Raw genomic sequence first — 24,507 nt, forward strand, 5'->3', positions numbered from 1 at the left:
CCGACGCAGCCGCGTCACGAACGGCGAATCGTCCCGACGCGTTTTGGGCCGGGCCGCAGCGGTGTCACGGGGTCGTGGATCAGGTAGCTCTCATGTCGAAGTGGTAACGGCGATGGATGGCGGCCCCCAGCAAGGATCCACCGAACATCCCGGCGGCCAACGCACCGAAGACCCACCACGCGGCCCCAAGCAGGTCCAGGGCTCCCGACAGGATCCTGCCCGTGAGCCACACCGCGACAACCGAGGAGATCACCCCGCACGTCAGAGCGGCCAGCATTGTGGTGGCCACCTCCACAAGGATGACCTGGTCCACCCAACGCCTGCCCAACCCGATGCGTTTGAGGCTGGTCACCAGATCACTGTTGGCGGCCCTCTCCTCCTTCGCCAACAGACCAGCCATGATGGCCGACAACACGATGAAGGTGACGGTTGCGACAATGGTGATCGTTGGCAGCGGGACATCACCGAGGATTCGGGGGGCCATGACATAAAATTCCCCCAACCCGTGCGCCTGCGCCCACTCGTTGGTCAGTCGGTCCTGATCGGGGGTCAGCCCTGTGAACAGAATCGCCGATCCAGCGCTTCGTGGTATTCCTGCTTTCGGACGCACGGAGATGCGCTTGACCCAGCTCAGATCATCCGTCAGCCCGACGGTGTGTGCCGGGTCGGCCCTGGAGGGATCATTGGTCAAGTACCCGCCTGATACAAGGACGTCACGTTGGGCGTCGTCAAGCTTTGTGACGACCGCAACATCGTCAACCTTGGAGAAATACCACCATGATCCGCTGATGTTGGCGTCATCGACCTGGTGGACGGTGATGTTTTTGGCGCCTTCCAGGGCATCGGAAAACTGCTTGACCTGAGCCGACTCCAGGGCGGGCACACCCTCCATCGAGACATGGAGCAAGGCCATCCCCGGGGGCATACCGGTGCTCGTCTGCGCGTTGGCCTGGGAGAACAACGCTGAAACGATGAGAAGCCCGGTAGCGGTTGCGGTGACCAGACCCGCCGCCACACCTGCGAAGACGCAATGCCACCCGCCCCGGCTGGAAAGAGCTCGATGAGCAGCAAGAGCCCGGCCTACGGGGCGATGTGTCCGGACCAGACGAGAGAGCACGAAGGGTGCCCCCAAACCACCGGCCACTGCACACATCCCAGCGACCACAGCGACCGCGGTGAAGGTTGCGTCAGCCCCCAGGAGACCCCACAGGCACACTGCGCAGCCCAGTACCAGAGCCGCCCACCCCAGCCGACGAGCCGTGTTCATGTTGATCCCTCGCCGCTTCACGGTCTTACGACGGGAGGGAACCATGTTCACCATGGCCGCAGGAAGTACCCCGATGACCAATGCCATCACCAACGGGACCGTGGGGAATCGCCAAGGCCCCAACGGAGCAGAAGCCCTGGGGGCCATGTACCACCGCGCCGCAGCGACCACCGCCTGGCCCAGGGCCACAGACATCAGCGAGACGGTTTCTGCAACGAGGAGGGCCACCGTCTTACTCATGGCCGATACCGATCGACGGCGTACCCCGATAGCCAGAAGGGGGGATGCGATGCGTCTGAGTAGGGCCGTCAGTGCCGCGCCGGACACGACTGCCCCCAGCAGGCCAAACACCAGCCATGCCAGGTTCTGATCCACGAATGCCTTCGGCGTCAGCCCGTGAGCTTCGCTGGCAGAACGGGTCTGTGTGGTATCGCAGTCACCTGCAAGCTTCAGGGTCTCGGCGAGGAGACTGCATACGTCACCGGGCTCCTGGGAGATGAACCCAATTTGCCCATTGCCCCTGATACCGGCACGTCCAGCGTCATCGCGGGAAATCCGCCATGACTGCCATGTGCCTGGAGCCGCAAGAACCAAGGTCGCAGCCCGATCGTAGACGGCTTCGACATGGCCGGTGACCGTGAGGTGGAGATCACCTGCCTTGGCAGACAACCGCGATCCATCATCAGCGCCAAGAGTACTGGTGGCCAGAACCTCCCCGGCCTTCGCCGGCCAGCGACCCGAGGTCAGCCGATAGCGACCTTGCGTGGCCGAACCGGCCATGGGCATCTCTTGGTAGGCGACGTCATCGTACTGTACAAGGTTGATATTGCTGTAGAGCTGGGGAAAGGGCGCCGATGCCTGCAACGTGTTATTACGAGGTATCGGTACGGGGGTACCTGGAGGCACGTCTTCCTGCAGCGAGAAGAGACCGCTGGTGGAGCCGTAGCTCGCGATGTTCTTCTGTTCATCGGACAGTTGCCGAGCATTGGTGATGCCGCTGGAGACAGTCAGAGCTACAACGACCAGAGCCAGCGGAATGACGCGAAGCCACGTCCGCCAGTTCGACACGACGAGCCGGGTGACGTGGACGACCCACATCTCATACCTCCTCGAGAACCCCGTCCTCCATGTCGAGAACCCGGTCGACATAGTCGCAGGCTCGCGGATCATGGGAGGACAGCAGGACTGCACGATCAGCACCGTCGGTGACGATGTGACGCAAGACCTTGAAGATCATGTCAGTATTGGCCCGGTCGAGCTGGCCAGTCGGTTCATCGGCGAGCACGATTCGATGACCGCCAGCAATCGCACGGGCGATCCCCACCCGCTGAGCCTGACCCCCAGACATCTCAGCAGGACGTCGATCTGCCAATTCAGCGACCCCCACCTCTTTGAGAGCATCCATGGCAATGGCCGCAGAATTTTTAATTTCACGCGCCCGCAGGACAAGCTCAATATTCTCACGGGACGTAAAATCGGGGACGAGCCCATGATGCTGAAAAACCATCCCCATTTCATGAAGACGAATGGCGTCCCGTCGTGATTCTGAGATTTTCGTGATGTCCACTCCGTTGATGCACACCGCCCCGCGCAATGGAGACAGGAGCCCAGAGAGCACATTGAGCAGGGTTGTCTTTCCGGAACCACTCACTCCGCGAACGAGTATCAGCTCACCGGTGTGCAGCACAAGATCAACACCTTTGAGTACCTCGTCACCCTTAACATAGGAAACATGGACATCACTGGCCTTGAGGGGGTGAGCCATCCCCTCAAGGCCTTGTCGTTGCGATGTCAGCACCGATGACCCAATCCATAGGATGAGGCTTCATCATGATCTTTCCACCAGAACGACGAATCATTCGTCCACGGCTTATAATCCCAGCAATGCCCCTTCTGGTTTACATCATACCAAAATGCGGCACCATAAGGAGTCTGATTTTTTACAGAACTGAGAGAATCATTCTGATTTTTGTTAAAGTTATAGTAACCTACCTTAGTCTGTTTCGCAATGAGACCATGGAAATTCGAGTCGGCATACATTTCCAACGCAGCCTTCGACGGCGCCGGCGCTGCCGCCAAAACAGTGGCACCCATACACGCCGCCACGACCCCCCCCAACTATTTTCCTATTAACGGACATGGCTAAAACCTCTATTCTTGATCGCCCGCTGCTCTGCGGCGCGTGATACTTAGGTTAACCCACCCTAAGACGGCCTGTCAAGAGTGGGTCACAACAGCTTATCCAGCGTCGCCCCCGCCAGAAATCCCACGGCGCACAATAACTCGGCCAACCCGGTATTACGCAGTACAGGGACAAGGGACATCCCGGTAACTCGATCAATCATGGCCCGCACAGTTGGTGCCAGAAATATGACCGCCCCCAGCCCCAAAAGAAACCACCACGTCTGCATCCCTGCGGCGAGGATGACACCGACGCAGGCCAGAAACACCAGCACCAGGTACAGCACCCTCGTCGCTTGGGCTCCCAGCCGAGTCTCCAGAGTGCGCTTGCCACTGATGCGGTCCCCGTCGATGTCACGCAGATTGTTGGCCACCAGCACCGCGCACGCCAGGAACCCGATGAGGCTAGCTGTCACCCACCCGGCAGCACCGACGTGATCGGTCTGGACGTACACCGTGCCACCGACGGCCACCAGCCCGAAGAAGACGAAGACGAAAACCTCCCCCAGCCCGGCATATCCGTAAGGATGAGGTCCCCCGGTGTAGAACCAGGCCGCGAGGATGCAGGCCAGCCCGACGATGATGAACCACCAGTGTCCGGTGATGATGGTGATGACGAGACCGGCCACCGCCGAGACACCGAAACACCCAAAGGCCGCCGCCTTGACGCGGGAGGGCTCAGCCACCCCGGACCCAACTAACCGCAGTGGACCAACTCGATCCTCACCGTCCGAGCCGCGAATCCCGTCAGAATAGTCATTGGCGAAATTCACCCCAATAACGAGCCCCAAAGCCACCACTAGGCACAGTACGGCTAGCCCCCAGCGTGCACCACCGTCAGAGATAGCGATCGCGGTACCTGCCAACACCGGCGAAATCGCAGTAGGAAGGGTGCGAGGACGAGCCCCTTCGAGCCATTCGGCTGCTGTGGCCATGGACAACTCCCTGAATCAGTGATAGAGACGCGACGTGTGTGCGTCAGATGAACGCCAGACCGAAGATCTTTTCGGAACACACACCACTGGCGACCATATCGCCGCTGCACATCCAACCCCACATCTGCACAAGCCACGAAAACGATAGATAATCATAAATACCCTTTACGCCCGCCCGAGTTTTGCCAGGAGATCTCACCGTGAGAACCATGTTCGCCAGCCTGACCGTTCCGAACTATCGGATCTACTTCTCAGGCACCCTGATGGCGAATATGGGTCAGTGGATGGCCCGCACCGCCCAGTCATGGCTCGTGCTCATCATCCTCACTCACGGCAATGCCGCGATGCTCGGCTGGGTGATGGCTGTCAACTTCGCACCGATCCTCCTCGTCACGCCGTGGGCTGGTGCTCTGGCCGACCGAATCTCCAAGCGTCGCATCATGGTGACGGCGCAGATCGTCATGGCTATTGATGCAGCGATTCTTTCCACCCTGGTTCTCACCGGGACGGTGCAACTGTGGATGGTTTTCGTCATCTCGGCCATGGATGGCGTCGCCGGCGCCTTCTACAGCCCGGCCACCCAGGCCTTCGTTTCTGAGCTGGTACCGCTGAAGAACCTTCCCAACGCAGTGAGCCTCAACTCGGCATCCTTTAATGGTGCCCGGTTGCTGGGCCCAGGCCTCGGCGGCTTGCTCATTGCAGCAGTCGGCGTCGGCTGGGTCATGGCTATTAACGTCTTCTGCTTTATTGGATTCATCTCCACCCTGCTGCTCATCAAGGCCGACCGCCTTTACACGTCCCCGCCAGCACGCGAGAAAGCCCGAGTTCGCGACGGCATTCGCTACGTCAAGCGGCGTCCGGATCTTGTCATTTTGCTGACAATCGGATTCATGATGGGCACTTTCGGATTCAACTTCAACATTTCCGACGCCGTCATGGCAACCCAGGCTTTCGGAAAAGGATCCGGAGAATACGGCCTCCTCGGTTCTCTCATGGGCATCGGGTCGATGGCTGCCGCGCTGGGAGCAGCTCGACGCAAACCGCGGCTGCGCTGGGTTGAACTCGCCTTGCTGGTCTACAGCATCAGCATGGGCCTGTCGGCACTCGCACCTAACTACGGCACCTTCGCTATCCTCAAGATCTTCGTCGGGTGGGGAGCCATTTCAACCCTCATCACAGCAAACGCCATGGTGCAGACCTCGGTCACACCGCAGATGCGTGGCCGGGTGATGAGCCTGTGGGCCACTCTGGTCATGGGCGGCACCCCGTTTGTCTCCCCGATCGTCGGGTGGATAGGCAACGCTATCGGTCCCCGCGCTACGGTCGCCTGGGGGGCCATCAGCCTGGGCATTACCTTCGTGGTTATTACCGCCGTTATTATGCACAACGACCGCATTCGGATCGTGTTCGATCCGTCCAAGCGGGCACCATGGTTGAGGCAGGTACGTGGCAAGGTGACTATCGACTACGTCCAACAAACGAAGTGAATGAGGCAGTTGTGCACTAGCGGACGAATACCGTGCCCCATTTGGTCGGCCCCCTCTGGACAATTGGGGTCAAGATGGTTCACTAGTGGCATGAAGAAACTCATCAACGCTGTTGAGGATGTCGTCGTTGATTCTCTGCGCGGTGTTGCAGCCGCTCACCCTGACTCCCTGAAAGTCGATCTTGACCATCGCATCGTGCTGCGCGCCAGCGGACCGGTGGACGGAAAGGTTGGATTAGTCTCTGGTGGCGGTTCGGGCCACGAGCCGCTGCACTCGGGCTACGTCGGACGCGGCATGCTCGACGCCGCCTGCTGCGGTGAGGTCTTCACCTCTCCCGTCCCCGACCAGATCACCGAGGCAACCAAGGCCGTCGACGGTGGCGCCGGTGTTCTCCACATCGTCAAGAATTACACCGGCGATGTCATGAACTTTGACATGGCTGCCGAAATGGCCTCAATGGAGGCAGGCACCCGCGTCGAGTCCGTCGTTATCGCTGACGATGTTGCCGTCCAAGACTCTCTGTACACCGCCGGGCGTCGCGGAGTCGGTTTGACGGTGCTTGCCGAGAAAATCCTTGGTGCAGCAGCCGAGGAAAAGCGCGATCTCGACGCCCTGCTCGCCCTCGCACAGCGCATCAATGAAGGCGGTCGTTCCTTTGGCGTGGCACTGACGTCCTGCACCGTCCCAGCTGCGGGAAAGCCCACTTTCGACCTCAGTGACAACGAGATGGAATTGGGCGTCGGCATCCATGGCGAGCCCGGTCGCGAAACCACCACATTGGGCACCGCCGCCGACGTCGCCTCCCAGATCGTTGAGCCTATTCTGGCTGACCGTGATTTCACTGCAAGCCCAGTTATCGCCATGCTTAACGGCATGGGCGGTACGCCTCTCATCGAGCAGTACCTGGTATGGGGAGAAATCGCCAAGATTCTGGCAGGCAAGGGCGTCACGGTTGCCCGCACCTTGGTCGGCAATCACATTACGAGTTTGGAGATGGCAGGATGTTCATTGACCTTGCTCTCCGCTGACGACGATCTCCTCACGTTGTGGGATGCCCCGGTGGAGACTCCTGGACTTCGATGGGGATGCTGATGTCTAACATTTCTGCCGCGAGTGTTTCCGAGTGGCTCAAGGACTACTCGGCGGCCATTTCGGAACACGCGAATGAACTCACTGACTTGGATCGACAGATCGGCGATGCTGACCACGGCTCAAATATGGCTCGCGGGATGACCGCAGTCGCCGCTCTTGACCCCGCGTCTTTCACCTCTGCCGCTGAGCTGCTTAAAAAGGCGGGGATGACGCTCGTCAGCACCGTCGGTGGTGCATCGGGCCCTCTTTATGGCACCTTCTTTTTGCGGCTATCGACGGTTATCAAGACCGACGGCGAGCCCACTGCTCAATTGCTCGCTGATGCCCTCGACGCTGGCTTGGCTGGCATCGTGGCCCGTGGCAAGGCTGAGGTCGGTGACAAGACTCTAGTTGACGCCCTGTCCCCCGCCGTTGACGCTGCGAAGAAGGTTGCAGCTAATGGTGGTTCTGCCGCCGAGGCCCTGACGAAGGCCGCCGAAGCCGCTAACAAAGGCCGCGATGCGACTATCGACATGGTGGCCCGTCGGGGCCGGGCGTCGTACCTTGGAGAGCGAAGCAAAGGACACCAGGACCCAGGAGCCACCTCGATGGCCCTACTTGTGGTGTCGGTCGCACACTCCCTGTCAGGAGCTAGTCATGAGTGACCAAGGGGTAGGAATCGTCATCGTCTCCCACAGCCGACCGCTGGGTCGGGCTGCAGCCGACCTCGCATCACAGATGCTGCCTGGTCCGGACACTCCACCCATCGAGGTTGCCGCCGGCCTTGACGACACCACATTGGGTACCGACGCCACTGCGGTGAGCGCGGCGATCGAAAAAGTGAGCGCCTGTGACGGAATCCTCGTCCTCGTCGATCTCGGATCAGCCATCCTGTCGGCAGAAATGGCGCTGGACTTCCTTGATGCCGATATCGCTAGCAAGGTGAAGATCTCCACTGCTCCGCTGGTGGAGGGAGCTGTCGTAGCCGCTGTCATGGCATCCACGGGAGCGGAGTTAGAGGTCGTCGCTGCTGAAGCAGAGAAAGCTCTGGATCCAAAAATCACCCAGCTCTCCAACGACTGAACCTCGTAAACGCGCTATGGTGCCTGGCCCATCCAGACACCATGGCGCGAGTTGAGTCCGCGACGCCGTCACAGCTGCCAGTTGACCAGGTCGTCTTCACCCAGCTCACCGTCAGGCCAGACAGCCCGAACAACGCCAGCTGCTGCCAGCGCCTTGCGGCAGCCAGCACACGGCTTATCGGTGACATATGCGGTAGAACCAGCAGTATCTCGGGTGGCAAAGAGCAAGGCGTTCACCTCGGCATGAATGGCTATGCAAAATCCAGGGGACCCCGGCACGTCGTAATCAGAGAATGCTGGCACCTCGCCATAGCCTAACCGCCCACGGGGGCACGCTCCCTCAAGGCAGTCCGGGCGGCCGGGCGCAGCACCGTTGTACCCGGTAGCGATGATGCGGTGTTCGTGGACGAGCAACGCCCCCACCCGACGACGTGTGCATTTGGCTCGCGCCGAGACGGCCTCAGCTATGCCTAGGAAGTATTCGTCCCAATCGGGCACAGTGACAACGGTGCCCTTCACCTCGGCCATCTCGGACTCCTTTCGTTCGTCTTCACGCCTGCCAGACGCCGTAATGGCTGAATCACTATGTCCGACCTTAACCCGGCTCAGACGTCCAAATCCTCATACGACCGCGGGTCCTCGATGGGTTCCAGATGGCCACTCACCCTCATTTCAGGCCATTCCTTCAAAATCTCATCAATGAGGTCTTCCATGGCGTCGTGGCCTTCCTTGACCGTCCAGGAGCCCGGAACGAGCATATGGAACTCCAGAAACCGTCGGTACCCAGCCTCTCGGGTGCGCACCGCGTGGAATGTGATGTGGTCGTTGGAGTGGGCATCGAGGAAATCCCGAATAGCCGCATTGTCTTCCTTGGGTAACGAGACGTCAAGCAAAGCAGTACCCGATTGTCCGACGAGTTTCGCCCCGGTGACGAGGATATTGACCCCGACCGCGAAGGCGACGATCGGATCGAGGCGCTGCCACCCGCTCAGCCAGACCAATCCGACTCCTACTAGGACGCCGACGGAGGTCCACACGTCGGTGAGGAGGTGTTTGCCGTCGGCAATAAGGGTCATTGATCGACGCCGACGACCATTCCGGAGCAACACCCACGCAACCGACCCGTTGACAACCGAGGCCAGCACCGAGACGAGGAGGCCGACGCCGACGTCCTCAATGGGTTGTGGGTAGAGGAATCGCTGAACCGCAGTGTAAATGATGACTGCAGCCGCGATGAAGATCATCATGCCCTCGGCTCCAGCTGAAAAATACTCAGCCTTGGAATGACCAAAATGATGATTTTTGTCTGGCGGACGGATCGACACTTTGAGGGCGATCAGGGCGATGACGGCTGCGACCAGGTTGACGAGGGATTCAGCGGCATCCGACAGCAATCCGACCGATCCGGTAATACGCCAGGCGAGAGTCTTGAGCACGATCGTTGCGGTAGCCGCTGCGATCGACAGCCATGCAAACCGACTGAGGTCTTCTGGCGGCTGGTGCCGCGAGGGAGCCGCGGGAATGTCTGGAATCGTCGTCACTCAAAGCATTGTCCCAGGCAGGCCTGTGCTCCCCAAACGGGAGAGTCCAGCTCTGCCGGGTCGACGAGCTCGTCGAAGTCACGTCGGGGTGTCGCGAAAGTGAAACGTGCCGGGTGAATGATGGGTATGTAAGCAAGTAGACGACTATAGGAGGTTTTCATGCCCATTAAGCCACACAAGCTCGGGATTATCGGGGTCGGTCGGGTCGGTGACGCCGTGCTCACCGACGCCATGATGAGCGGTCTTTTCGGTGAGATTTGCGTCATTGACGTCAACGAGAAGATGGCTGCTGGACAAGCCCTCGACCAGCATCACGCCACCGCACTACCTAACGTCGCCAATGTCGCCGTATATGCCGGCGACTACGACGACCTGTCTGACGCCGACGTCATCATTATGACTGCCGGGCCATCTATCAACGCGTCCAACGGCCCAGCCACCAGTGCGGCGCGGCGTGAGCTAGCTGCCACCAACGGCAAGATCATCCGCTCCACCATGGCGCAGATCACCAGCCACAACCACGAGGCAGCCATCATCATCTGCTCTAACCCCCTCGACGCCTTGGTTCACATCGCCAGCACCGAGTTCGACCACCCACAAGGCCTGATACTCGGTACTGGAACGATCCTCGATTCAGCCAGAATGTGCCGAGTTATTGCTGACCATCTCGGTGTTGACCCCGACTATGTACGTGGCTACATGATTGGTGAGCACGGCCCGTCTGGATTCCCAATGTTTTCGGGAGTCAATGTTGGCGGTGTCGGTTTCGACGGCTTAGCTGAGCTCTTCGACGCCGATCCGATGGACCGCGATGAGCTGACCAGGCGCATCAACGATGCTGGCACTGCCGTATTCAATCTGAAGGGCTGGACGAGCGCTGGCATCGGCCAATCAGCGATCACTATTGCGCGTTCTATCCTCCTGAATGAACATGCCGTGTACCCGGTTTGTACAACATTGCACGGCCAGTACGGTCACCACGGTGACGTGTCCTTAGGCGTGCCGTGCGTGATCGGCGCGAAGGGCGTCGAACGCATCCTCGAGGTGCCACTGGACGCCTGGGAACAAAAGCACCTGGCCGCCACCATCGCAGCCATTCAGGAGACCGTCGAGGCGGCATCCTGAGCATTCGCGGGACCCGTAGGATCGAGTTATGGAACTTCCCTCATGGCTCGGCATCCCTACCCTCGCATTTGGATTAGGGAGCCGAGCCCCCAGGCAAGGTCTCGTCCTAGCCGGGGGTGGGTCGAGGGCCTCCTTCCAGATGGGGGCGCTTCGACACCTTTATGACGTCGTCGGAATTGCACCCACGTCGATGGTGGCCACGTCAGCAGGATCAATTGTGGCCTGCGTACTGTCCCAATGGACTGATCCAGCCAAACAATCGGCTGCACTGCGTCAGCTAGAGACCATGTGGCTCGACATGACTGACAAGTCCGACATGTTCACCCCGCGGGCATGGTTTTCACGGTTGCTTGACAAAGGCCCAGAATGGATGGCGTTGCTTAACCGGGAAGCCGCGAAAGCCAAGAGCCAGCGCCCCTGGATGAGCTTGCCATTCCATCGCGGCCCCAACCAAACGAAGATTCCGGATCCCGCAGAACCCGTTGCTGGCCGAGACGACGACCGTCTAGCTGGTCAGGCGTGGACCCTAGAAATCGCTACTCGTGACGACCCCATTGCCACTGATTCCTGGACGCCCGGCGTTGTGCTGCAGCTACTGTCAGCCCTATCCCGATTGAGCCTCGACGGTGGCGATATTTCGACGATCGTGCGGGGAGCCGAGACCTCGGCGTCGACGTATCGCGCGGGACCTATTTTGGCAAAACTGCTCGATCGCGACTTCTTCAAATCCGAGATGCTGGCAACCTCAGGAATGTCGGTACGCATTGCCACGGTCGCCTTGGAATCCGGAGAGTTGCGATACATGACGGAGGCAGGCGTGCTCGTCGACCGGGACAACAACCCGATCGGCTCCTCAACCTTCGATGTCTCTCGCGGGGTGCTCGCCTCGTGTTCCATCCCCGGTGTGTTCCGCCCCGTTGACCTCGACGGCGAGCATTACGTCGACGGTGGCCTGCGGGAAAATGTGCCCGCTGAAATGGCCATCGGGCACCTTGGCGTCACAAACCCGTACGTCGTCACGTGTTCGCCACAAGGAGCCGCACGAGAGTCTGATTTCGGCTCTCGCAACATGCTCGACCTAGTGATGAGGTCGGTGTCGATTCTGACCGACGAGACCGAACGTGACGAGGTGGCCTACGCTCTCAACGCAGGTGCCATCGTCATCGGGCCTGAAATCTCTGTACACGACTCCATGACGGTCGATCCTGGCCTACTGCGCATCAACCGCGATTACGGCTGGATGTGTTCGGCAGAGAAGCACGTCACGTCAAGCCTCGACGACCACGAGCTCGTCAAGGATGCGGTACGTACTCGGGTGCGCGGCTGGGAACTCGAACAGGCGTGGCTGAAAGAGAAAGCCTCTCGCGACGAGATGGACGAGATGCAGCACGTCAAGGATCATCTGCGCGACGTCGCAGCTCGGCTGCCGCGGGATCTAGCTCCTGACGGAGTCGAGACATGGGGACGGGTCCTGGAAAGGCACGGCCATCCGCAGGCACCCGAAGATGTCGTCATCCCCTGGCAAATCTGATAGCCATCAAGCCATGGTGGCCGTCCCCACGACGGCGAGTCGTCTCGTAGCTGCCTCAGATGAGCTCGTTAAGATCGGCCACCGAATCAAGGATGATGTTGGGACGGTACGGGTACTGTTCGACGTCCTCGCGCTTGGTAATGCCCGACAGCACCAGAACGGTCAGCAATCCGGCTTCCATCCCAGCAACCATGTCGGTATCCATTCGATCACCGATCATGGCGGTGGTCTCGGAATGGGCTTCGATGCGGTTCAACGCCGAGCGGAACATCATCGGATTCGGTTTTCCGACGATGTACGGCTTGTGTTTCGAAGCAGCCTCGATCATCGCGGCGACGGCACCCGTAGCAGGCAGCGGCCCCTCCTTGCTGGGGCCAGTCGCGTCGGGATTGGTGCAGATAAACCTAGCGCCGTCGACGATGAATCGGACGGCTCGGGTAATGGCCTCGAAGGAGTAGGTACGAGTCTCTCCAAGGACGACGTAGTCGGGGTTAGTGTCAGTGAGGATAAACCCAGCCTCATGTAAAGCCGTCGTCAAGCCAGCTTCACCGATCACGTATAGGCGCGCGCCAGGCTGCTGGTCGGCCAGAAAATGCGCGGTAGCTAGAGCAGAGGTCCAGATGTTGTCCTCGGGCACCGTCAGGCCCGAAGCCTGCATCCGGGCAGCTAAGTCACGCGGGGTAAAGATTGAGTTGTTGGTCAGCACCAGGAAGCGCTTCGAGGTGTCAACCCAACGATTAATGAGATCGCTGGCGCCAGGCACCTCATGGTTCTCGTGGACGAGCACACCGTCCATGTCGGTCAGCCAGCACTCGATGTCTGCGGGATCTCTCATGGCACTAAGCCTATCGAGAGGCGAGCATCTACAAGAACGATGCGCACTAAACGGAACCCCTGTGCACCTGAATGCCACGTGCGCGGCACAATGTCGATGCTGTGGCGTCTATTCCATATGGCAGCCCACTATGTCCATGACGGACGGGGCCTGACAGAAAGTGCCCCCACTGGGACTCGAACCCAGGACCCGCGGATTAAAAGTCCGCTGCTCTAACCAGCTGAGCTACGGGGGCCCCCCTAGTGTAGCGAGGGTTGCGGCTGCGCGCGAAGCGGCCCGAAAATCGGGCGATTCTGACCTCGGACGACGACACCTGCGAGCGGTGGCTGAACGGCGAAGCGATACCTACTCATAAGCGTCAACCCGTACTTTAGAGTTGCCATGAAAATTTTAGACTCGCCGTCGTCACGACCCCTATCGCGAGAATCATCGCTGCCGAAATCAGTATTTCCCCTAGTCAGTGCCGATTAGAGGACGCCGAACACCGTTCATAAGTCCCCAAATAACATCTTTGAGATTCTCAGCCATTGCTCGGCGTGTCGTCTTGCAAGCGACGAAAAAACTGTGCCGAGCAGGTGGACGAAACCGGTTTTGACAACTTGAATTGCCCATATCACGCGAGGCGTTCCTGGTTGGGTCGGTGGACGGATCCGGGGAAGAGCCAGGAGCACCTCATACCGAGGCGGGTCCACACGCCGGAAGGAGTCAGTCCCATGGGTGTAGTGCGCCCGCTCCGCGCCGGGGTCGCAACCCTGGCCACCGCTGGTCTCGCAATCGGCGGCAGTCAGTTTTTCGCCCCTCAGGCTCACGCCTCAAACACTGCAGTCAAGGCCCGGGTGTCGGCACGCACCGCCGTTAACATTAGGTCCCAGGCAGGCACGCACGGGAAAATCTTGGGGGTACTCCAGAGGGACCAGCAGCTCAATCAGACTGGCGTACCTGTCGGTGGTTGGGTTCCGGTCTCCTACCGTGGCCACACCGCCTACATCGACCACCACTACCTGTCGTCAGTCGCCTGGCGCCCAGCTTCGTCCAGCCCTTCTGCGTCCAGTTCTCCCGTCGGCTTTGCTCAGGCAACGACGTACGTCAATGTTCGAGCAGGACACTCTATGCAAGCCGCCAAGGTGGGAATGCTCTCTCCCGGCGAAAAGGTCGGCCTAACTGGCCGTTCCTCGCAGGGATTTACTGAGGTCGTGTACAACGGAGTTCACCGTTGGGTCGGTTCCCGTTACCTCAGCACTGCCGCCGCCAAACCGGCACCGGCACCCAAGCCCACGCCTAAGCCCGCGGCGACGAAGACCGTCTACACCACAGCCAACCTCAACCTACGCACCGCCGCCGCCATGAGCGCCTCCGTCTACACCTCAGTCAGCCGCGGCACCGCGCTGACAACCACCGGACGCACCACCTCCGGATGGACCCAAATCAGCTACCACGGACGCACCCTCTGGGCCTCCAGCCAATACCTAAACACCACCACACCAGCGCCCGCACCCGCACCGGCGCCCAAACCCACGCCCAAGCCCGCCGTGGCCCCTAGCGACGCTCGAGCCGCCATTGTCAGCTATGCAATGGCCCAAGTCGGTAAGGCCTACACCTGGGGAGGCGAAGGCCCGAACAGCTTCGACTGCTCTGGCCTAGTACTCAAGGCCTACCAACAGGCAGGGATTAACCTCCCCCACTACTCGGGCTCTCAGATCGAGCGCGGCCATCGCATTTCCCTTGACGACATTCAGCCTGGGGACCTTTTTGCCAAGCCAGGTGGCGGTCACATCGCTATCTACGTTGGCGACGGGAAAATCGTGGAAGCAGCAAATCCGAGCGCTGGGGTGCGACTCACCGCTATCCGCTCCTCGATGTACCCACTTCGCATTGATTCGACCATACTGAACTGAACCGACAGCCCCCAGACGTCTGCCATACTGCACCAGCGGTATGCGCTCATTCTGGGGGCTGTCAGCGTCACCCACTGGCACCACGATTTCTCGCCAGCGATACGACCTGGATATGATGGTCCAGCTACGTGGCTACCACCCATGAGTGGCAGCCACCGAGTCCCGGTCGTCCAGAGGCCTAGGACACCGCCCTTTCAAGGCGGCAACGCGGGTTCGAATCCCGTCCGGGATACCAGCCTGCATCGAATGCAGGATCCTCGGTTATATCTGAGCCGGTCAGATCTGCTGCGGCTCGGTCACGATGCCCCTTTGAGCACTACCCCCTTTATGCCGACCCAGCACACTCTCGCACAGCGGCACAGCCACAACCCCATGTGAGTGTTCGCTTATAGTGAACTCACTATAGCCACAAGATGGCTCCACCAGGTCACATAAAACCCCTAGCCATAGCCACTTTGACTCCATCACCGGATCTCGATTTCCCTTCAGGGCCAGATCCTTGCTATATTTTTCGAGCTGCCTGAGGCAGTGGTCAAGCTCGAAAGAGCAAAGGCCCCGTAGCGCAGTTGGTTAGCGCGCCGCCCTGTCACGGCGGAGGTCGTGGGTTCAAGTCCCATCGGGGTCGCTGAAGCGGTGATGGACTCATCACCGCTTTCGTGTTCATCAGACCTTTGCGTGGACACGATGGCCGGGTAGCTCAGTTGGTAGTAGCGTTCGCCTGAAAAGTGAAAGGTCACCGGTTCGACCCCGGTCCCGGCCACCTTGCGGAACAGTCCCGCCATCTCAGCGCAATAAAAACATTCCGCCTATCTCACGTCGTTAATTCCCGAGATCTGATCATGGCGCAGCTAAGGCGCCAACAACCATGACGAAATTGTTGTGGGTGGGCATGACTAAGGAGCGCCGACAACCACGCCGACGCCCCTTGTACCAACGAGGCCCTAATCCTTACTTGACCGAACCACTCATAAGACCAGAAACAAAGTACTTGCCCAAGGCTATGTACACCACAAGAGTCGGCAAACAGGCAATGAGTACGCCAGCCATAATCTGCGGATAATTGGGGTTTTGGCCAGAAGCCAGGGCGTTGAGGCCAAAGGTGACAGGCCCGTTGTTCTGGTTAGTGAGGAACAACGCAAAAAGGAAGTCATTCCAGGCACTCGTAAACTGCCAGATGAGGGTCACAACGAAGCCGGGTACCGATACTGGCAAAACGATCTTGGCGTACGTCGATATCGTGGCGGCACCGTCGACTCTGGCGGCCTCGATGATCTCCGAGGGCACCGCGGTGGCGTAATAGTTGCGGAAGATCAAGGTGCAAATCGGGATGCCATAGACAACGTGGCACAGCACCAGGGTCGGAATCCCAGCAAACCACGGTGCTCCTTGCTGAATGTCCAGCATCATGCCCGACAGCGGAATCATGATGGCCTGATAGGGAATAAACATCCCAAATAGGAACAACACAAAGATGACGTGAGACCCAGGAAACTTCCACTTCGCAAAAACGTAGCCGTTGAGAGATCCCAGAATCGCCGAGACAACGGCAGCCAGCACAGCCATCACGAGAGAACGCCCGAGAGCCGGCGCCAGGGCTTCCCAGGCGGCCTGCCAGCCTCCAACTGACCACACACTCGGGAGCTTCCACGCCGTCGCCTGGTCATAGCCTGACGGCGTCTTAAAGCTCGTCACGAGCAAGGCATAAGCAGGGGTCAATACCAGCACGGCAAAGACCACCAGCAGGACATAGCGCACAGCGCTCATCGTCTTTTGGGCCGGAGTGCGACGTCGACGGCGTTTGGGGGTGCTTGTCAGAGTCTCAACGGGAAGCGCTGCGCTCGTCATGAGCGTCCTCCCTTCTCAGTGCGATTGGTGTACACGAGGTACGGGATGACGACAACAGCCACAATGACGAGCAGGATCGTCGCGTTGACGGCTGCCGACGTCGGGTTATTGAGCTGGAACATTTGAGTCCACATCAGTGTCGCGGGAACTTCAGCGGTGTAGGAGCTCTGCCCAGCAATCGCGTAGATGAGGTCGAACATCTTCATTGACATATGTCCAACAATGATGAGAGCGCTCAGAGCAATTGGTGACAGCTGCGGGAAGAGCACGTTCCAATAGAGCTTAAACTCCGACGCACCATCAACCCGAGCTGCCTCCCGCTGGTCCTCAGAGATACCGCGGAACCCGGCTAGGAAAAGAGCCATGATGTAGCCCGACAACTGCCAAATAGCAGGGATAGCCATCGCCGCCATATTAAATTTCCCTGACGAATACCACGATGACTGCAAGCCTGGCATCCCGAGATGGACGAAAAGCTGGTTAAGTCCAGTGGCCTGGCCATCTTTAGCGGGGGACAGTAGCCAGCGCCAGATGACGCCAGCTGCCACGAAAGATACTGCCATCGGGAATAGGAACACCGACCGGAAGAATCCCTCTCCGGTGACACCCTTTTCTAACAGGAGCGCCCATAGTAGGCCAAAAATCATGGTTCCTGCCACGAACACCACCGTCAGCACAAGCAGGTTCCACATAGCGTGCTGATACCGGTCATCGGCTAATAACTGCGAGTAGTTAGCCCAGCCGCCGGGAGCCTTAATGCGTCCCGATTTGGTCTTAACTCGCGCCAACGATGCGAATACTGTCTTGCCAATAAAACCGTAGACAAAAATACCGACAAGGATAATCGACGGCAGGACGAGGAGAAAGCTCGGAACCCAGCGTCTCACTCTTTTCATGATGTAATCTCCCGATTCTGGGGTGACGGGCACGACATAGTGCCCTGTAACACACGTGGCGCCCTCGGGTGCACCCACGCGACGACGGCGTCAAGGTCTATGCCTTCCGGCATGAGACTCGTCTCGCGAATCTCATGCCGGGGGCACGTAGCTCACTTGCCGTACTTGTCGTGTGCACCCGCCAGTGAGGAGGCCAGGTTGTCGGTGTTCTTGTCTTGGTAGAACTTGCTCATCGCAGTGTTAATTTCGGAGCTCCAGGCCAACGACACAGCTGCGCCGTGAGCAATCGACGAGACAATCGGCACCTCTTTGAAGTCCTTCATGGCGTCCTGCTGGTAGATGCTGAAGCCGTCGGGCTTGACGTCAGTGCGAGCCGGGATAGACCCCTTAATCTTGTTAAAGGTCGACTGTGCGTCCGCCGAACCAACAAAGCGCAACCAGTCCTTGGTGGCCTCTGGGTTCTTGGTACCGGTAGGCAGGGTGAAAGAGTCGGCCAAGAAGTCGTAGACGATCTCCTTGCCAGGCACCGGGAAGGCAGTGTAATCGGTGTTGTATTTCTTACCCTTCATATCGAACTCAGCAACCGCCCAGTCCCCCATGACGTTATAGGCAGCCTTGCCGGATGCAACCATGTCGGTAGCAGCTGGCCAGTCGTCACCGTCGGAGGCGGTATTGGTGAAAGTGAGGACCTTCTTGTAATCCTCGATAGCCGCCTTCACCTCAGGACTGTCCCATGCGCCGTCAGGGGTGAAGAGCTTGTTGTAGCCATCAGCCCCCAGATCGGCAGCCAGAATCGATTCGAACAGCTCAGTTTGAGTCCAAGTGCCGCCGATCGACAACGGGGTCGCGACGCCGGAGGCCTTCACCTTCTCCATGTCGGCGATCCAGCCTTTGACGTCTGTCGGGGTCTTAGTGACGCCAGCCTTCTTGAGCAGCGCGGAATTGGCCCACACCACGTTGGCGCGGTGGATGTCAACTGGCACCGAGTAGATGTGGCCATCGACGGTCAGGCGATCAGTCAGCGTCTTCGGGAAGACCGACTCGCCGCCGAGTTCCTTGATGATCCCGTCGACCGGATCAATCTGCTCATTGTCGATGTAGTCGGTCAGCTCAGCTCCAGCGTGGCCCTGGAAGGACCCCGGCGGGTTGCCGTTTTTCAGATCGGAAGCCAACTTGGCTTTGGCGTTCGACCCCGATCCGCCAGCAACGGCGAGATTCTTGAACGTGTCGTTCGGGTACTTTTCAGCAAACGACTTCTCGAGAGCTTGCAACCCTTTTGCCTCGGAGCCGTCTGCCCACCACGTGAACACGCCGACCTCTCCGCCGGCACCACCAGCCTTGGGGGTCGACGAGGACGTCGTCGACTCGTTGCTGCCACCCTCGTCAGTCGATGTGGACGTGCAGCCAGCCAAGACAAGCATCGATGCCGTCGCGAGAGCTGCGATTTTCTTCGCGTACATTCCAAACCTCCGTGTGGTTCGGTCAGACCGCCATCCCTCGGCGCCCATGCCGTGTCGATCTGTACCTGCTGGACGACGGTGCCCAGTACTGGAAGTGTGTCACAAAAATGTTAACGACGTCCAAAAACGCATCGGATGTGAGCTATTACGCCAGATAGCCACCAACCCAGCGCTCCATTTCCGCGAAAACACTGGCCCGCACCGGCGGAGCGGAAAGCACCAAGTCGTGGAGTCCACCCTGGACACGGACCAGAGTGAGATGACGGCCAAGGTTGACAGATGCGCGAGCCAGCCGATCAACATCGAGGACGGTGTCAGCGGTTTTCATCGGCGGCTTCCACGTCGCTGAAAGGTCACTGCGAGCGGAAATAAGCACTAATAGCGGGACATCAATATGAAGCCCCTGAGCCACCTTCTGATGACCATCAAGGATGGCCGCCAACCAGCCGGCTCGAGTGAGGAAAGGAGCCCATGGCGGGTCCTTGACCTGCGGAACGTCCCACTCGCCACCAAACTCCCGGCGAATTGAGTGACCGAAATTATCCCGAGACGGAATAGGAAGGACGGTCGTAGGCTCAGCGACACGAACTGACCGAGCTAACGGTCCTGCCAGAGCCCGGGTCAAGAACGACCCTTGAAGGTCAATCCACGGGGAGTTGAGAATAACCCCGTCAACCCGCCCCGGATGGCGACTCACCCACAAGGGGACAATGAGCCCCCCTGTGGAGTGGCCCATCACCGTCACCGAGTCGTGATCGGCACGCAGCAGTGACACCGCAGCGCCGATTTCCTCGTCGTATTCGGCGAGGTCACGAACCCAGCCGGCCATCTGACCAGGAACGAGATTTCGCCCATACCGGCGCAGATCGAGTCCAAGGAAGTCGTATCCCCAGCTCTCCACTGCCTCGGCTAGGTGGGCTTGGTAGAAGCAGTCCGACCAGCCGTGGACGTAGAGCATGGCGCGACCATGACGTGGCTCACGACGGCGGACCACACTCGCGGTCAGAAGCCCGTCAGGATCCCCAACAGTCTTGGCTGCATGTGGGAGCCCAATGCGAGCATATTCAAACCCGTCGAGCAGGGGGTCGTTCAGCCACCTCATGGCCGCATGACCGACTCAGTCGTCCTCGCCGTAGTGGGCGTACTTCTCAGCCAGATCTGCGTACTCGTCTGACAGGCCGTCCTCGTCATGAGGATCCTCCTGCTGACGGTTCTCGCCTCTCAGCTCTCGCTCCAGTGACTCGAGATCCATGTTCACCGAGCGATACTTCAAATCGCGGGCAACCTTGGTCTGTTTCGCCTTTGCACGGCCGCGCCCCATATGGGTCGACCCCCTCGCTTCATCAATAGCGGCATTGCCGCCCAAAATCATCAACTGTCGTGGAGCACAGGCTACCCGAGCGATGACCTACGTACCAAAGTGAGCCACCGCAAGTTGTGTTTTTGGAGGAATTTTTCAGCGACGAGGATGACTCGAAACCAGCACAGCCCCCGGCTCATCTGCCCCGTCACGATGGGAAACATGACCGCACGGCCACGCGGAAAGGCCACGTTCCGCAAGCAGATCAACGGCCGCGGAGATGTTCGCGTCAGGCATGACGACGACCATCCCAACCCCCATATTGAGGGTCGCCTCAATATCAGGTTGTGAGACACTTCCCACCTGCTGAACGAGGTCGAAGATCGCAGCGGGAGTCCAGGTGGACCGGTCGACGGTGGCAACGAGGTCGTCAGGTATGACACGAGCTAGGTTGTTAGCTAGCCCGCCTCCTGTGACGTGGCTCATGGCGTGCACCTCGACCTGACGGATGAGAGCCAGCACATCAGCCGCATACACTGTCGTAGGCTCCAGCAGCTCCTCGCCAAGGGTGCGACCCAACTCGTCGACATGACGGTCCAAAGACCAACCAGCGTCGGACAGCAGCACCTTGCGAACCAAGGAGTAACCATTGGAATGCAGGCCCGACGACGCCACAGCTAGCAGGGCGTCACCGTCACGTACTCGCTGCGGGCCAAGGATCTCGTCGCGCTCGACGGCACCCGTTGTAGCCCCTGCGACGTCATACTCCTCGTCGGCCAACAGACCCGGGTGCTCAGCTGTTTCTCCACCCAACAGGGAACAGCCAGCCTTGGTACAGGCTTCAGCAATACCCTTGACAACATTGGCGATCCGGTCAGGGTCGACATGACCGCACGCGATGTAGTCGGTAACGAACCACGGCTCGGCACCCACCACGACGAGGTCGTCGACGAGCATACCGACGAGGTCGAACCCGATGGTGTCGTGGACGCCCATAGCCTGAGCAATAGCCACCTTGGTGCCAACCCCATCAGTTGAGGTAGCCAGCACCGGATAACGGTATGTGTGTAACGCTGAGGCGTCGAAAAAGCCAGCGAAACCGCCCAGGCCACCAAGGACCTCAGGGCGACGGGTGGCCGCCACATGAGCCTTCATGAGGTCGACGGCACGTTCACCAGCCTCAATGTCGACTCCGGCACGGGCGTAGGCGGACTCGTTGCTCACTGCTGCTCCTGGTGTGGGTTGGTGTGGGTAGCGTCAGCCAGCACGGCTCGCGCCGATGCGGGCACTTGTACGGGATAGACGCCGTCAAAGCAGGCCCGACAAAGGTTGTCGGCGCCGACGTGGGTGGCACGGACGAGGCCATCAAGGCTGACATAGCCAAGCGAGTCAGCTCCGATAGACCGGCAGATGTCCTCGACGTCAAGGCCTGGGGCGATGAGCTGGGCGCGGGTGGCAAAGTCGATGCCGTAGAAGCAAGGCCACTGCACTGGCGGAGACGAGATACGCACGTGTACCTCGGCTGCGCCAGCCTCACGCAGCATTCGGACGAGCTGACGCTGGGTATTGCCACGCACGATGGAATCGTCGACGACGACGATGCGGCGGCCCTCAATGACGTCACGCAACGGGTTGAGCTTGAGCCGAATACCCAGATTGCGCAAAGTCTGAGACGGCTGAATGAAAGTCCGGCCTACGTAGGAATTTTTGACCAGACCCATGCCATAGGGGATGCCGGACTCGTCGGCATAGCCAATAGCCGCTGGGGTGCCAGATTCCGGCACTGGAATGACGAGATCGGCGTCGGCAGGGTGTTCTTGAGCGAGGATCTTTCCAATCTTGACGCGGACGTTGTGGATGCGTCGTCCAGCGATAACGGTGTCTGGCCGCGCCAAGTACACATATTCAAAGATGCACCCTTTGGGGTGGGCGTCAGCGAATCGGCTAGTGCGTAACCCAGCAGCATCAATGGCGATCATTTCGCCTGGCTCGATCTCACGGACGAAGGTGCCTCCCACGATGTCGATGGCCGCAGTTTCAGAGGCAACCACCCAGCCGCTAGACAGACGCCCAAGCACCAGTGGCCGGATGCCTTGCGGGTCACGCGCGGCGCACAGGGTGTGATCGTCCATAAAGACGAGGCTGAAGGCACCTTGGAGGTGCGGCAAGACCTGGGTAGCTACCTCCTCAAGAGTGCCCTCGTAGGTGGTCATAAGGGCGGTTATCAGCGACGTGTCGTTGCTGGAATCCATCCGATCCTTATGCGGAACCTTGGTGTCGGGGGCACGCTCAGCGACGAGAGCTTCGAGGGCGTCAGTGTTGGTGAGGTTGCCGTTATGAGCCAAGGCCAGCCCACCACCCCCCCGACGCGAACGGAATGTTGGCTGGGCGTTATCCCAGATACTCGCACCAGTCGTCGAATATCGGGTATGCCCAACCGCCATATGCCCCTGAAGTGAGTTCAAGGTGGCCTCATCAAAGACCTGAGACACCAACCCCATGTCCTTGAAGACCATCATTCGGCGACCGTCTGACACCGCCATGCCAGCTGACTCCTGGCCACGGTGTTGCAGGGCATACATGCCGAAATAGGTGAGTTTAGAGACCTCCTCACCGGGAGCATAGATCCCAATAACGCCACAAGCGTCTTGGGGTCCGTGGTCCTGAGGGTTGAGATCTGCGGTAAGCCTTCCGTCTGCGCGCAGCACATGAACACGCTACCGCAGATCGGGCACATCGAGGGACGGGGCTCACAGAATGTGCGGGTCACCGAGCCTCGTCCTAGGCCGTACAGGTGCGTCAACCCATCGTCAGTCCCTCGTCGAAGCCACCCTGCGGGCCACCGGAAGGGCCAACAGGGTCGCCGCCACGCCAACTCCCACCGTCACCCCATAGGCCGGCGTCGGCCCGCCCCAGTCGGCAAGACGCCCGGCGAGAGTCGTCCCGAAGGCGTATCCCAAACTGTTCGTAGCGGCCAGCAACGTCATAACCGTTCCGATCCGCCCAGGAGACGCCGACCGCTCCGCCACGCTGAACAAGGTGATCATGTACGGTGCCGCTGCCATGCCGAGGATGATGAGGACCGGCGCGAGCGGTCCAAGGCGGTCAACAAGCAGCAACGGTACGGCGAAGACGGCTAATCCGGCGGCGAAGAGGCGCCACCGCGTCGCCAACCCAAGATGATGAGCCAGCCTTGGCAGCGCCAGTCCGGCAGCAGCGCTGCCCACCGACAGCAGGGCGTGGAAGAGGCCCGCAAGACCCGGACGCCCCGCCTGTGTGGCAAGACTGGTCGTACCGGTCTGCACCGATCCGAAGACCATGCCCATAAAAACCATGCCAACGCTGGTGGCCACAACACCAGCAGTGAACAGCGGGCCGGGAATGTTGCGACCCTGCCGCGATCGTGTGGTAGTACCCTCTTGCCGACGGCCCGGCACCAGCCGTGACGTTGGGTCTACGGCAAACCAGCTCCCCAAGACCAGCAACATGGCGCCAGCCACGATAAGCCCCGGAATGGGGCCGGCAAGCACCGCGAGAACTCCCACTGCAGCCGGGCCGAGAGCAAAAGAGGCTTCATCTACAGCGCCCTCCCAGGCAAAAGAGGTCTCGAGGATCCCTGCCTCTATCGCGGGATTCTCCGCACCGATAGCGCGCCAGCGCACCCTGGCCATCGTGCCAATCTGCGGCAAGAAAAACCCCGCTAAACCACCAATCGCAGCCACCACCGGCCATGAAGCGCCCGCCAACGCGGCCAACCCTTCCGCGATAAGGACGGCCCCTCCGATGAGGGACTGAACAAGCAGCACCGTGCGCTGACCGTAGCGGTCGGTCAGAGCGCCAAAAAACGGGGAACCGGCAGCGATCGCCAACGCAACCATGCCGGCAGCTAGCCCGCCGGGGCCCAATCGTCCCGATACCTGCGGGCTTGACACCAAAAGCAGGGTGCCCAATTGACTCATGGCGAGAGGCAAACGGGCCAGAGCAGCGACGGTGACGAACGTTCTGCCAGGCAGCGAAAACAGGGTTCGATAGCTCACGGAACCAGAGGGCATGGGG

General features: G+C 59.8%; 22 protein-coding genes and 4 tRNA genes. 10 read left to right on the plus strand and 16 right to left on the minus strand.

Translation table 11 applies throughout. The annotated features are described in order from the left end of the window. Positions 1-79: 79 nt before the first annotated feature. From FYJ43_RS08915 to FYJ43_RS08930, 4 genes are all read right to left on the minus strand, one after another. Positions 80-2,365 carry an ABC transporter permease family protein gene (locus FYJ43_RS08915; protein ID WP_154564014.1) on the minus strand — a complete coding sequence of 762 codons (2,286 nt, stop codon included), beginning with the start codon at positions 2,363-2,365 and terminating at the stop codon, positions 80-82. A gap of 1 nt (position 2,366) precedes the next feature. Further along, complete coding sequence (locus FYJ43_RS08920; protein ID WP_326833515.1) at positions 2,367-3,065, minus strand: ABC transporter ATP-binding protein; 699 nt, start codon at positions 3,063-3,065, stop codon at positions 2,367-2,369. Then, positions 3,059-3,361, minus strand: a complete 303-nt coding sequence (locus FYJ43_RS08925; RefSeq protein ID WP_154564016.1) for a hypothetical protein — start codon at positions 3,359-3,361, stop codon at positions 3,059-3,061. The genes FYJ43_RS08920 and FYJ43_RS08925 overlap by 7 nt, the downstream gene beginning before the upstream one ends. Before the next feature lie 134 nt (positions 3,362-3,495). Beyond that, positions 3,496-4,383, minus strand: coding sequence for a 1,4-dihydroxy-2-naphthoate polyprenyltransferase (locus tag FYJ43_RS08930; RefSeq protein ID WP_154564018.1), 888 nt, complete (start codon positions 4,381-4,383; stop codon positions 3,496-3,498). Between the two features lie 209 nt (positions 4,384-4,592). On the opposite strand from FYJ43_RS08930, the gene FYJ43_RS08935 reads away from it, so the two are divergent. The 4 genes from FYJ43_RS08935 to dhaM all read left to right on the plus strand — a co-directional run bounded on the left by FYJ43_RS08935 (position 4,593) and on the right by dhaM (position 8,024). After that, the gene (locus FYJ43_RS08935) at positions 4,593-5,870 is read left to right on the plus strand and encodes an MFS transporter (protein ID WP_154564471.1); all 1,278 of its coding nucleotides are present in this window, start codon (positions 4,593-4,595) and stop codon (positions 5,868-5,870) included. Between the two features lie 90 nt (positions 5,871-5,960). After that, on the plus strand, positions 5,961-6,962 hold the full coding sequence (gene dhaK / locus FYJ43_RS08940; RefSeq protein WP_154564020.1) for a dihydroxyacetone kinase subunit DhaK: 1,002 nt from the start codon (positions 5,961-5,963) through the stop codon (positions 6,960-6,962). Next, complete coding sequence (gene dhaL / locus FYJ43_RS08945; RefSeq protein WP_154564022.1) at positions 6,950-7,606, plus strand: dihydroxyacetone kinase subunit DhaL; 657 nt, start codon at positions 6,950-6,952, stop codon at positions 7,604-7,606. The genes dhaK and dhaL overlap by 13 nt, the downstream gene beginning before the upstream one ends. Next, positions 7,599-8,024 carry a dihydroxyacetone kinase phosphoryl donor subunit DhaM gene (gene dhaM / locus FYJ43_RS08950; RefSeq protein ID WP_154564024.1) on the plus strand — a complete coding sequence of 142 codons (426 nt, stop codon included), beginning with the start codon at positions 7,599-7,601 and terminating at the stop codon, positions 8,022-8,024. Before dhaL ends, dhaM begins: the two co-directional genes overlap by 8 nt. Positions 8,025-8,092: 68 nt before the next feature. On the opposite strand, the gene FYJ43_RS08955 is transcribed toward dhaM, so the two are convergent. Both FYJ43_RS08955 and FYJ43_RS08960 read right to left on the minus strand, forming a co-directional pair. Further along, on the minus strand, positions 8,093-8,551 hold the full coding sequence (locus tag FYJ43_RS08955) for a deoxycytidylate deaminase (RefSeq protein WP_154564026.1): 459 nt from the start codon (positions 8,549-8,551) through the stop codon (positions 8,093-8,095). Between the two features lie 77 nt (positions 8,552-8,628). Beyond that, positions 8,629-9,564, minus strand: a complete 936-nt coding sequence (locus FYJ43_RS08960) for a cation diffusion facilitator family transporter (protein WP_326833516.1) — start codon at positions 9,562-9,564, stop codon at positions 8,629-8,631. Positions 9,565-9,723: 159 nt separating this feature from the next. Here FYJ43_RS08960 and FYJ43_RS08965 point away from each other — a divergent pair, with 159 nt between their 5' ends. Together FYJ43_RS08965 and FYJ43_RS08970 are read left to right on the plus strand one after the other, a co-directional pair. Beyond that, a complete protein-coding gene (locus tag FYJ43_RS08965) occupies positions 9,724-10,689 on the plus strand; it encodes an L-lactate dehydrogenase (RefSeq protein WP_154564028.1) in 966 nt (321 codons plus the stop codon). A gap of 28 nt (positions 10,690-10,717) precedes the next feature. Continuing rightward, the gene (locus tag FYJ43_RS08970; protein WP_154564030.1) at positions 10,718-12,220 is read left to right on the plus strand and encodes a patatin-like phospholipase family protein; all 1,503 of its coding nucleotides are present in this window, start codon (positions 10,718-10,720) and stop codon (positions 12,218-12,220) included. A 55-nt stretch (positions 12,221-12,275) separates the two neighbouring features. Here FYJ43_RS08970 and FYJ43_RS08975 read toward each other — a convergent pair whose 3' ends face one another. Continuing rightward, a complete protein-coding gene (locus tag FYJ43_RS08975) occupies positions 12,276-13,055 on the minus strand; it encodes an HAD-IIA family hydrolase (protein WP_154564032.1) in 780 nt (259 codons plus the stop codon). Positions 13,056-13,216: 161 nt separating this feature from the next. Beyond that, positions 13,217-13,290, minus strand: a tRNA-Lys gene (locus FYJ43_RS08980). 478 nt (positions 13,291-13,768) lie between these two features. Here FYJ43_RS08980 and FYJ43_RS08985 point away from each other — a divergent pair. From FYJ43_RS08985 to FYJ43_RS09000, 4 genes are all read left to right on the plus strand, one after another. Further along, positions 13,769-14,950, plus strand: a complete 1,182-nt coding sequence (locus FYJ43_RS08985; protein ID WP_154564034.1) for a C40 family peptidase — start codon at positions 13,769-13,771, stop codon at positions 14,948-14,950. Between the two features lie 159 nt (positions 14,951-15,109). Next, positions 15,110-15,185, plus strand: a tRNA-Glu gene (locus FYJ43_RS08990). A 316-nt stretch (positions 15,186-15,501) separates the two neighbouring features. Further along, positions 15,502-15,575, plus strand: a tRNA-Asp gene (locus tag FYJ43_RS08995). 61 nt (positions 15,576-15,636) lie between these two features. Further along, positions 15,637-15,710: transfer RNA gene (locus FYJ43_RS09000), tRNA-Phe, on the plus strand. 188 nt (positions 15,711-15,898) lie between these two features. Here the strand turns inward: FYJ43_RS09000 and FYJ43_RS09005 are convergent. The 8 genes from FYJ43_RS09005 to FYJ43_RS09040 all read right to left on the minus strand — a co-directional run bounded on the left by FYJ43_RS09005 (position 15,899) and on the right by FYJ43_RS09040 (position 24,503). Beyond that, entirely contained in the window at positions 15,899-16,795 is an 897-nt protein-coding gene (locus FYJ43_RS09005) for a carbohydrate ABC transporter permease (protein WP_154564036.1), read from the minus strand. Beyond that, positions 16,792-17,691 carry a carbohydrate ABC transporter permease gene (locus FYJ43_RS09010; RefSeq protein WP_154564038.1) on the minus strand — a complete coding sequence of 300 codons (900 nt, stop codon included), beginning with the start codon at positions 17,689-17,691 and terminating at the stop codon, positions 16,792-16,794. The genes FYJ43_RS09005 and FYJ43_RS09010 overlap by 4 nt, the downstream gene beginning before the upstream one ends. Positions 17,692-17,843: 152 nt before the next feature. Then, positions 17,844-19,151, minus strand: a complete 1,308-nt coding sequence (locus FYJ43_RS09015) for an ABC transporter substrate-binding protein (protein ID WP_154564040.1) — start codon at positions 19,149-19,151, stop codon at positions 17,844-17,846. Between the two features lie 145 nt (positions 19,152-19,296). After that, positions 19,297-20,253 carry an alpha/beta hydrolase gene (locus FYJ43_RS09020; RefSeq protein WP_154564042.1) on the minus strand — a complete coding sequence of 319 codons (957 nt, stop codon included), beginning with the start codon at positions 20,251-20,253 and terminating at the stop codon, positions 19,297-19,299. 15 nt (positions 20,254-20,268) lie between these two features. Next, the gene (locus FYJ43_RS09025; RefSeq protein WP_195839969.1) at positions 20,269-20,472 is read right to left on the minus strand and encodes a DUF3073 domain-containing protein; all 204 of its coding nucleotides are present in this window, start codon (positions 20,470-20,472) and stop codon (positions 20,269-20,271) included. 135 nt (positions 20,473-20,607) lie between these two features. Next, entirely contained in the window at positions 20,608-21,675 is a 1,068-nt protein-coding gene (purM, locus tag FYJ43_RS09030; protein WP_326833517.1) for a phosphoribosylformylglycinamidine cyclo-ligase, read from the minus strand. Then, positions 21,672-23,159 carry an amidophosphoribosyltransferase gene (gene purF / locus FYJ43_RS09035; RefSeq protein ID WP_326833518.1) on the minus strand — a complete coding sequence of 496 codons (1,488 nt, stop codon included), beginning with the start codon at positions 23,157-23,159 and terminating at the stop codon, positions 21,672-21,674. Before purF ends, purM begins: the two co-directional genes overlap by 4 nt. A gap of 102 nt (positions 23,160-23,261) precedes the next feature. After that, on the minus strand, positions 23,262-24,503 hold the full coding sequence (locus tag FYJ43_RS09040; protein ID WP_154564046.1) for an MFS transporter: 1,242 nt from the start codon (positions 24,501-24,503) through the stop codon (positions 23,262-23,264). Between the last annotated feature and the right edge of the window lie 4 nt (positions 24,504-24,507).

Source organism: Cutibacterium porci (assembly GCF_009696315.1).
Lineage (GTDB): Bacteria > Actinomycetota > Actinomycetes > Propionibacteriales > Propionibacteriaceae > Cutibacterium > Cutibacterium porci.

Bases quoted from the DNA above. Each gene is read 5' to 3' on its own strand.
- FYJ43_RS08915 (WP_154564014.1), bottom strand. From the start codon at position 2,365: ATGTGGGTCGTCCACGTCACCCGGCTCGTCGTGTCGAACTGGCGGACG.
- FYJ43_RS08925 (WP_154564016.1), bottom strand. From the start codon at position 3,361: ATGGGTGCCACTGTTTTGGCGGCAGCGCCGGCGCCGTCGAAGGCTGCG.
- FYJ43_RS08930 (WP_154564018.1), bottom strand. From the start codon at position 4,383: ATGGCCACAGCAGCCGAATGGCTCGAAGGGGCTCGTCCTCGCACCCTT.
- FYJ43_RS08935 (WP_154564471.1), top strand. From the start codon at position 4,593: ATGTTCGCCAGCCTGACCGTTCCGAACTATCGGATCTACTTCTCAGGC.
- dhaK (WP_154564020.1), top strand. From the start codon at position 5,961: ATGAAGAAACTCATCAACGCTGTTGAGGATGTCGTCGTTGATTCTCTG.
- dhaL (WP_154564022.1), top strand. From the start codon at position 6,950: ATGGGGATGCTGATGTCTAACATTTCTGCCGCGAGTGTTTCCGAGTGG.
- dhaM (WP_154564024.1), top strand. From the start codon at position 7,599: ATGAGTGACCAAGGGGTAGGAATCGTCATCGTCTCCCACAGCCGACCG.
- FYJ43_RS08955 (WP_154564026.1), bottom strand. From the start codon at position 8,551: ATGGCCGAGGTGAAGGGCACCGTTGTCACTGTGCCCGATTGGGACGAA.
- FYJ43_RS08965 (WP_154564028.1), top strand. From the start codon at position 9,724: ATGCCCATTAAGCCACACAAGCTCGGGATTATCGGGGTCGGTCGGGTC.
- FYJ43_RS08970 (WP_154564030.1), top strand. From the start codon at position 10,718: ATGGAACTTCCCTCATGGCTCGGCATCCCTACCCTCGCATTTGGATTA.
- FYJ43_RS08975 (WP_154564032.1), bottom strand. From the start codon at position 13,055: ATGAGAGATCCCGCAGACATCGAGTGCTGGCTGACCGACATGGACGGT.
- FYJ43_RS08985 (WP_154564034.1), top strand. From the start codon at position 13,769: ATGGGTGTAGTGCGCCCGCTCCGCGCCGGGGTCGCAACCCTGGCCACC.
- FYJ43_RS09005 (WP_154564036.1), bottom strand. From the start codon at position 16,795: ATGACGAGCGCAGCGCTTCCCGTTGAGACTCTGACAAGCACCCCCAAA.
- FYJ43_RS09010 (WP_154564038.1), bottom strand. From the start codon at position 17,691: ATGAAAAGAGTGAGACGCTGGGTTCCGAGCTTTCTCCTCGTCCTGCCG.
- FYJ43_RS09015 (WP_154564040.1), bottom strand. From the start codon at position 19,151: ATGTACGCGAAGAAAATCGCAGCTCTCGCGACGGCATCGATGCTTGTC.
- FYJ43_RS09020 (WP_154564042.1), bottom strand. From the start codon at position 20,253: ATGAGGTGGCTGAACGACCCCCTGCTCGACGGGTTTGAATATGCTCGC.
- FYJ43_RS09025 (WP_195839969.1), bottom strand. From the start codon at position 20,472: ATGGGGCGCGGCCGTGCAAAGGCGAAACAGACCAAGGTTGCCCGCGAT.
- FYJ43_RS09040 (WP_154564046.1), bottom strand. From the start codon at position 24,503: ATGCCCTCTGGTTCCGTGAGCTATCGAACCCTGTTTTCGCTGCCTGGC.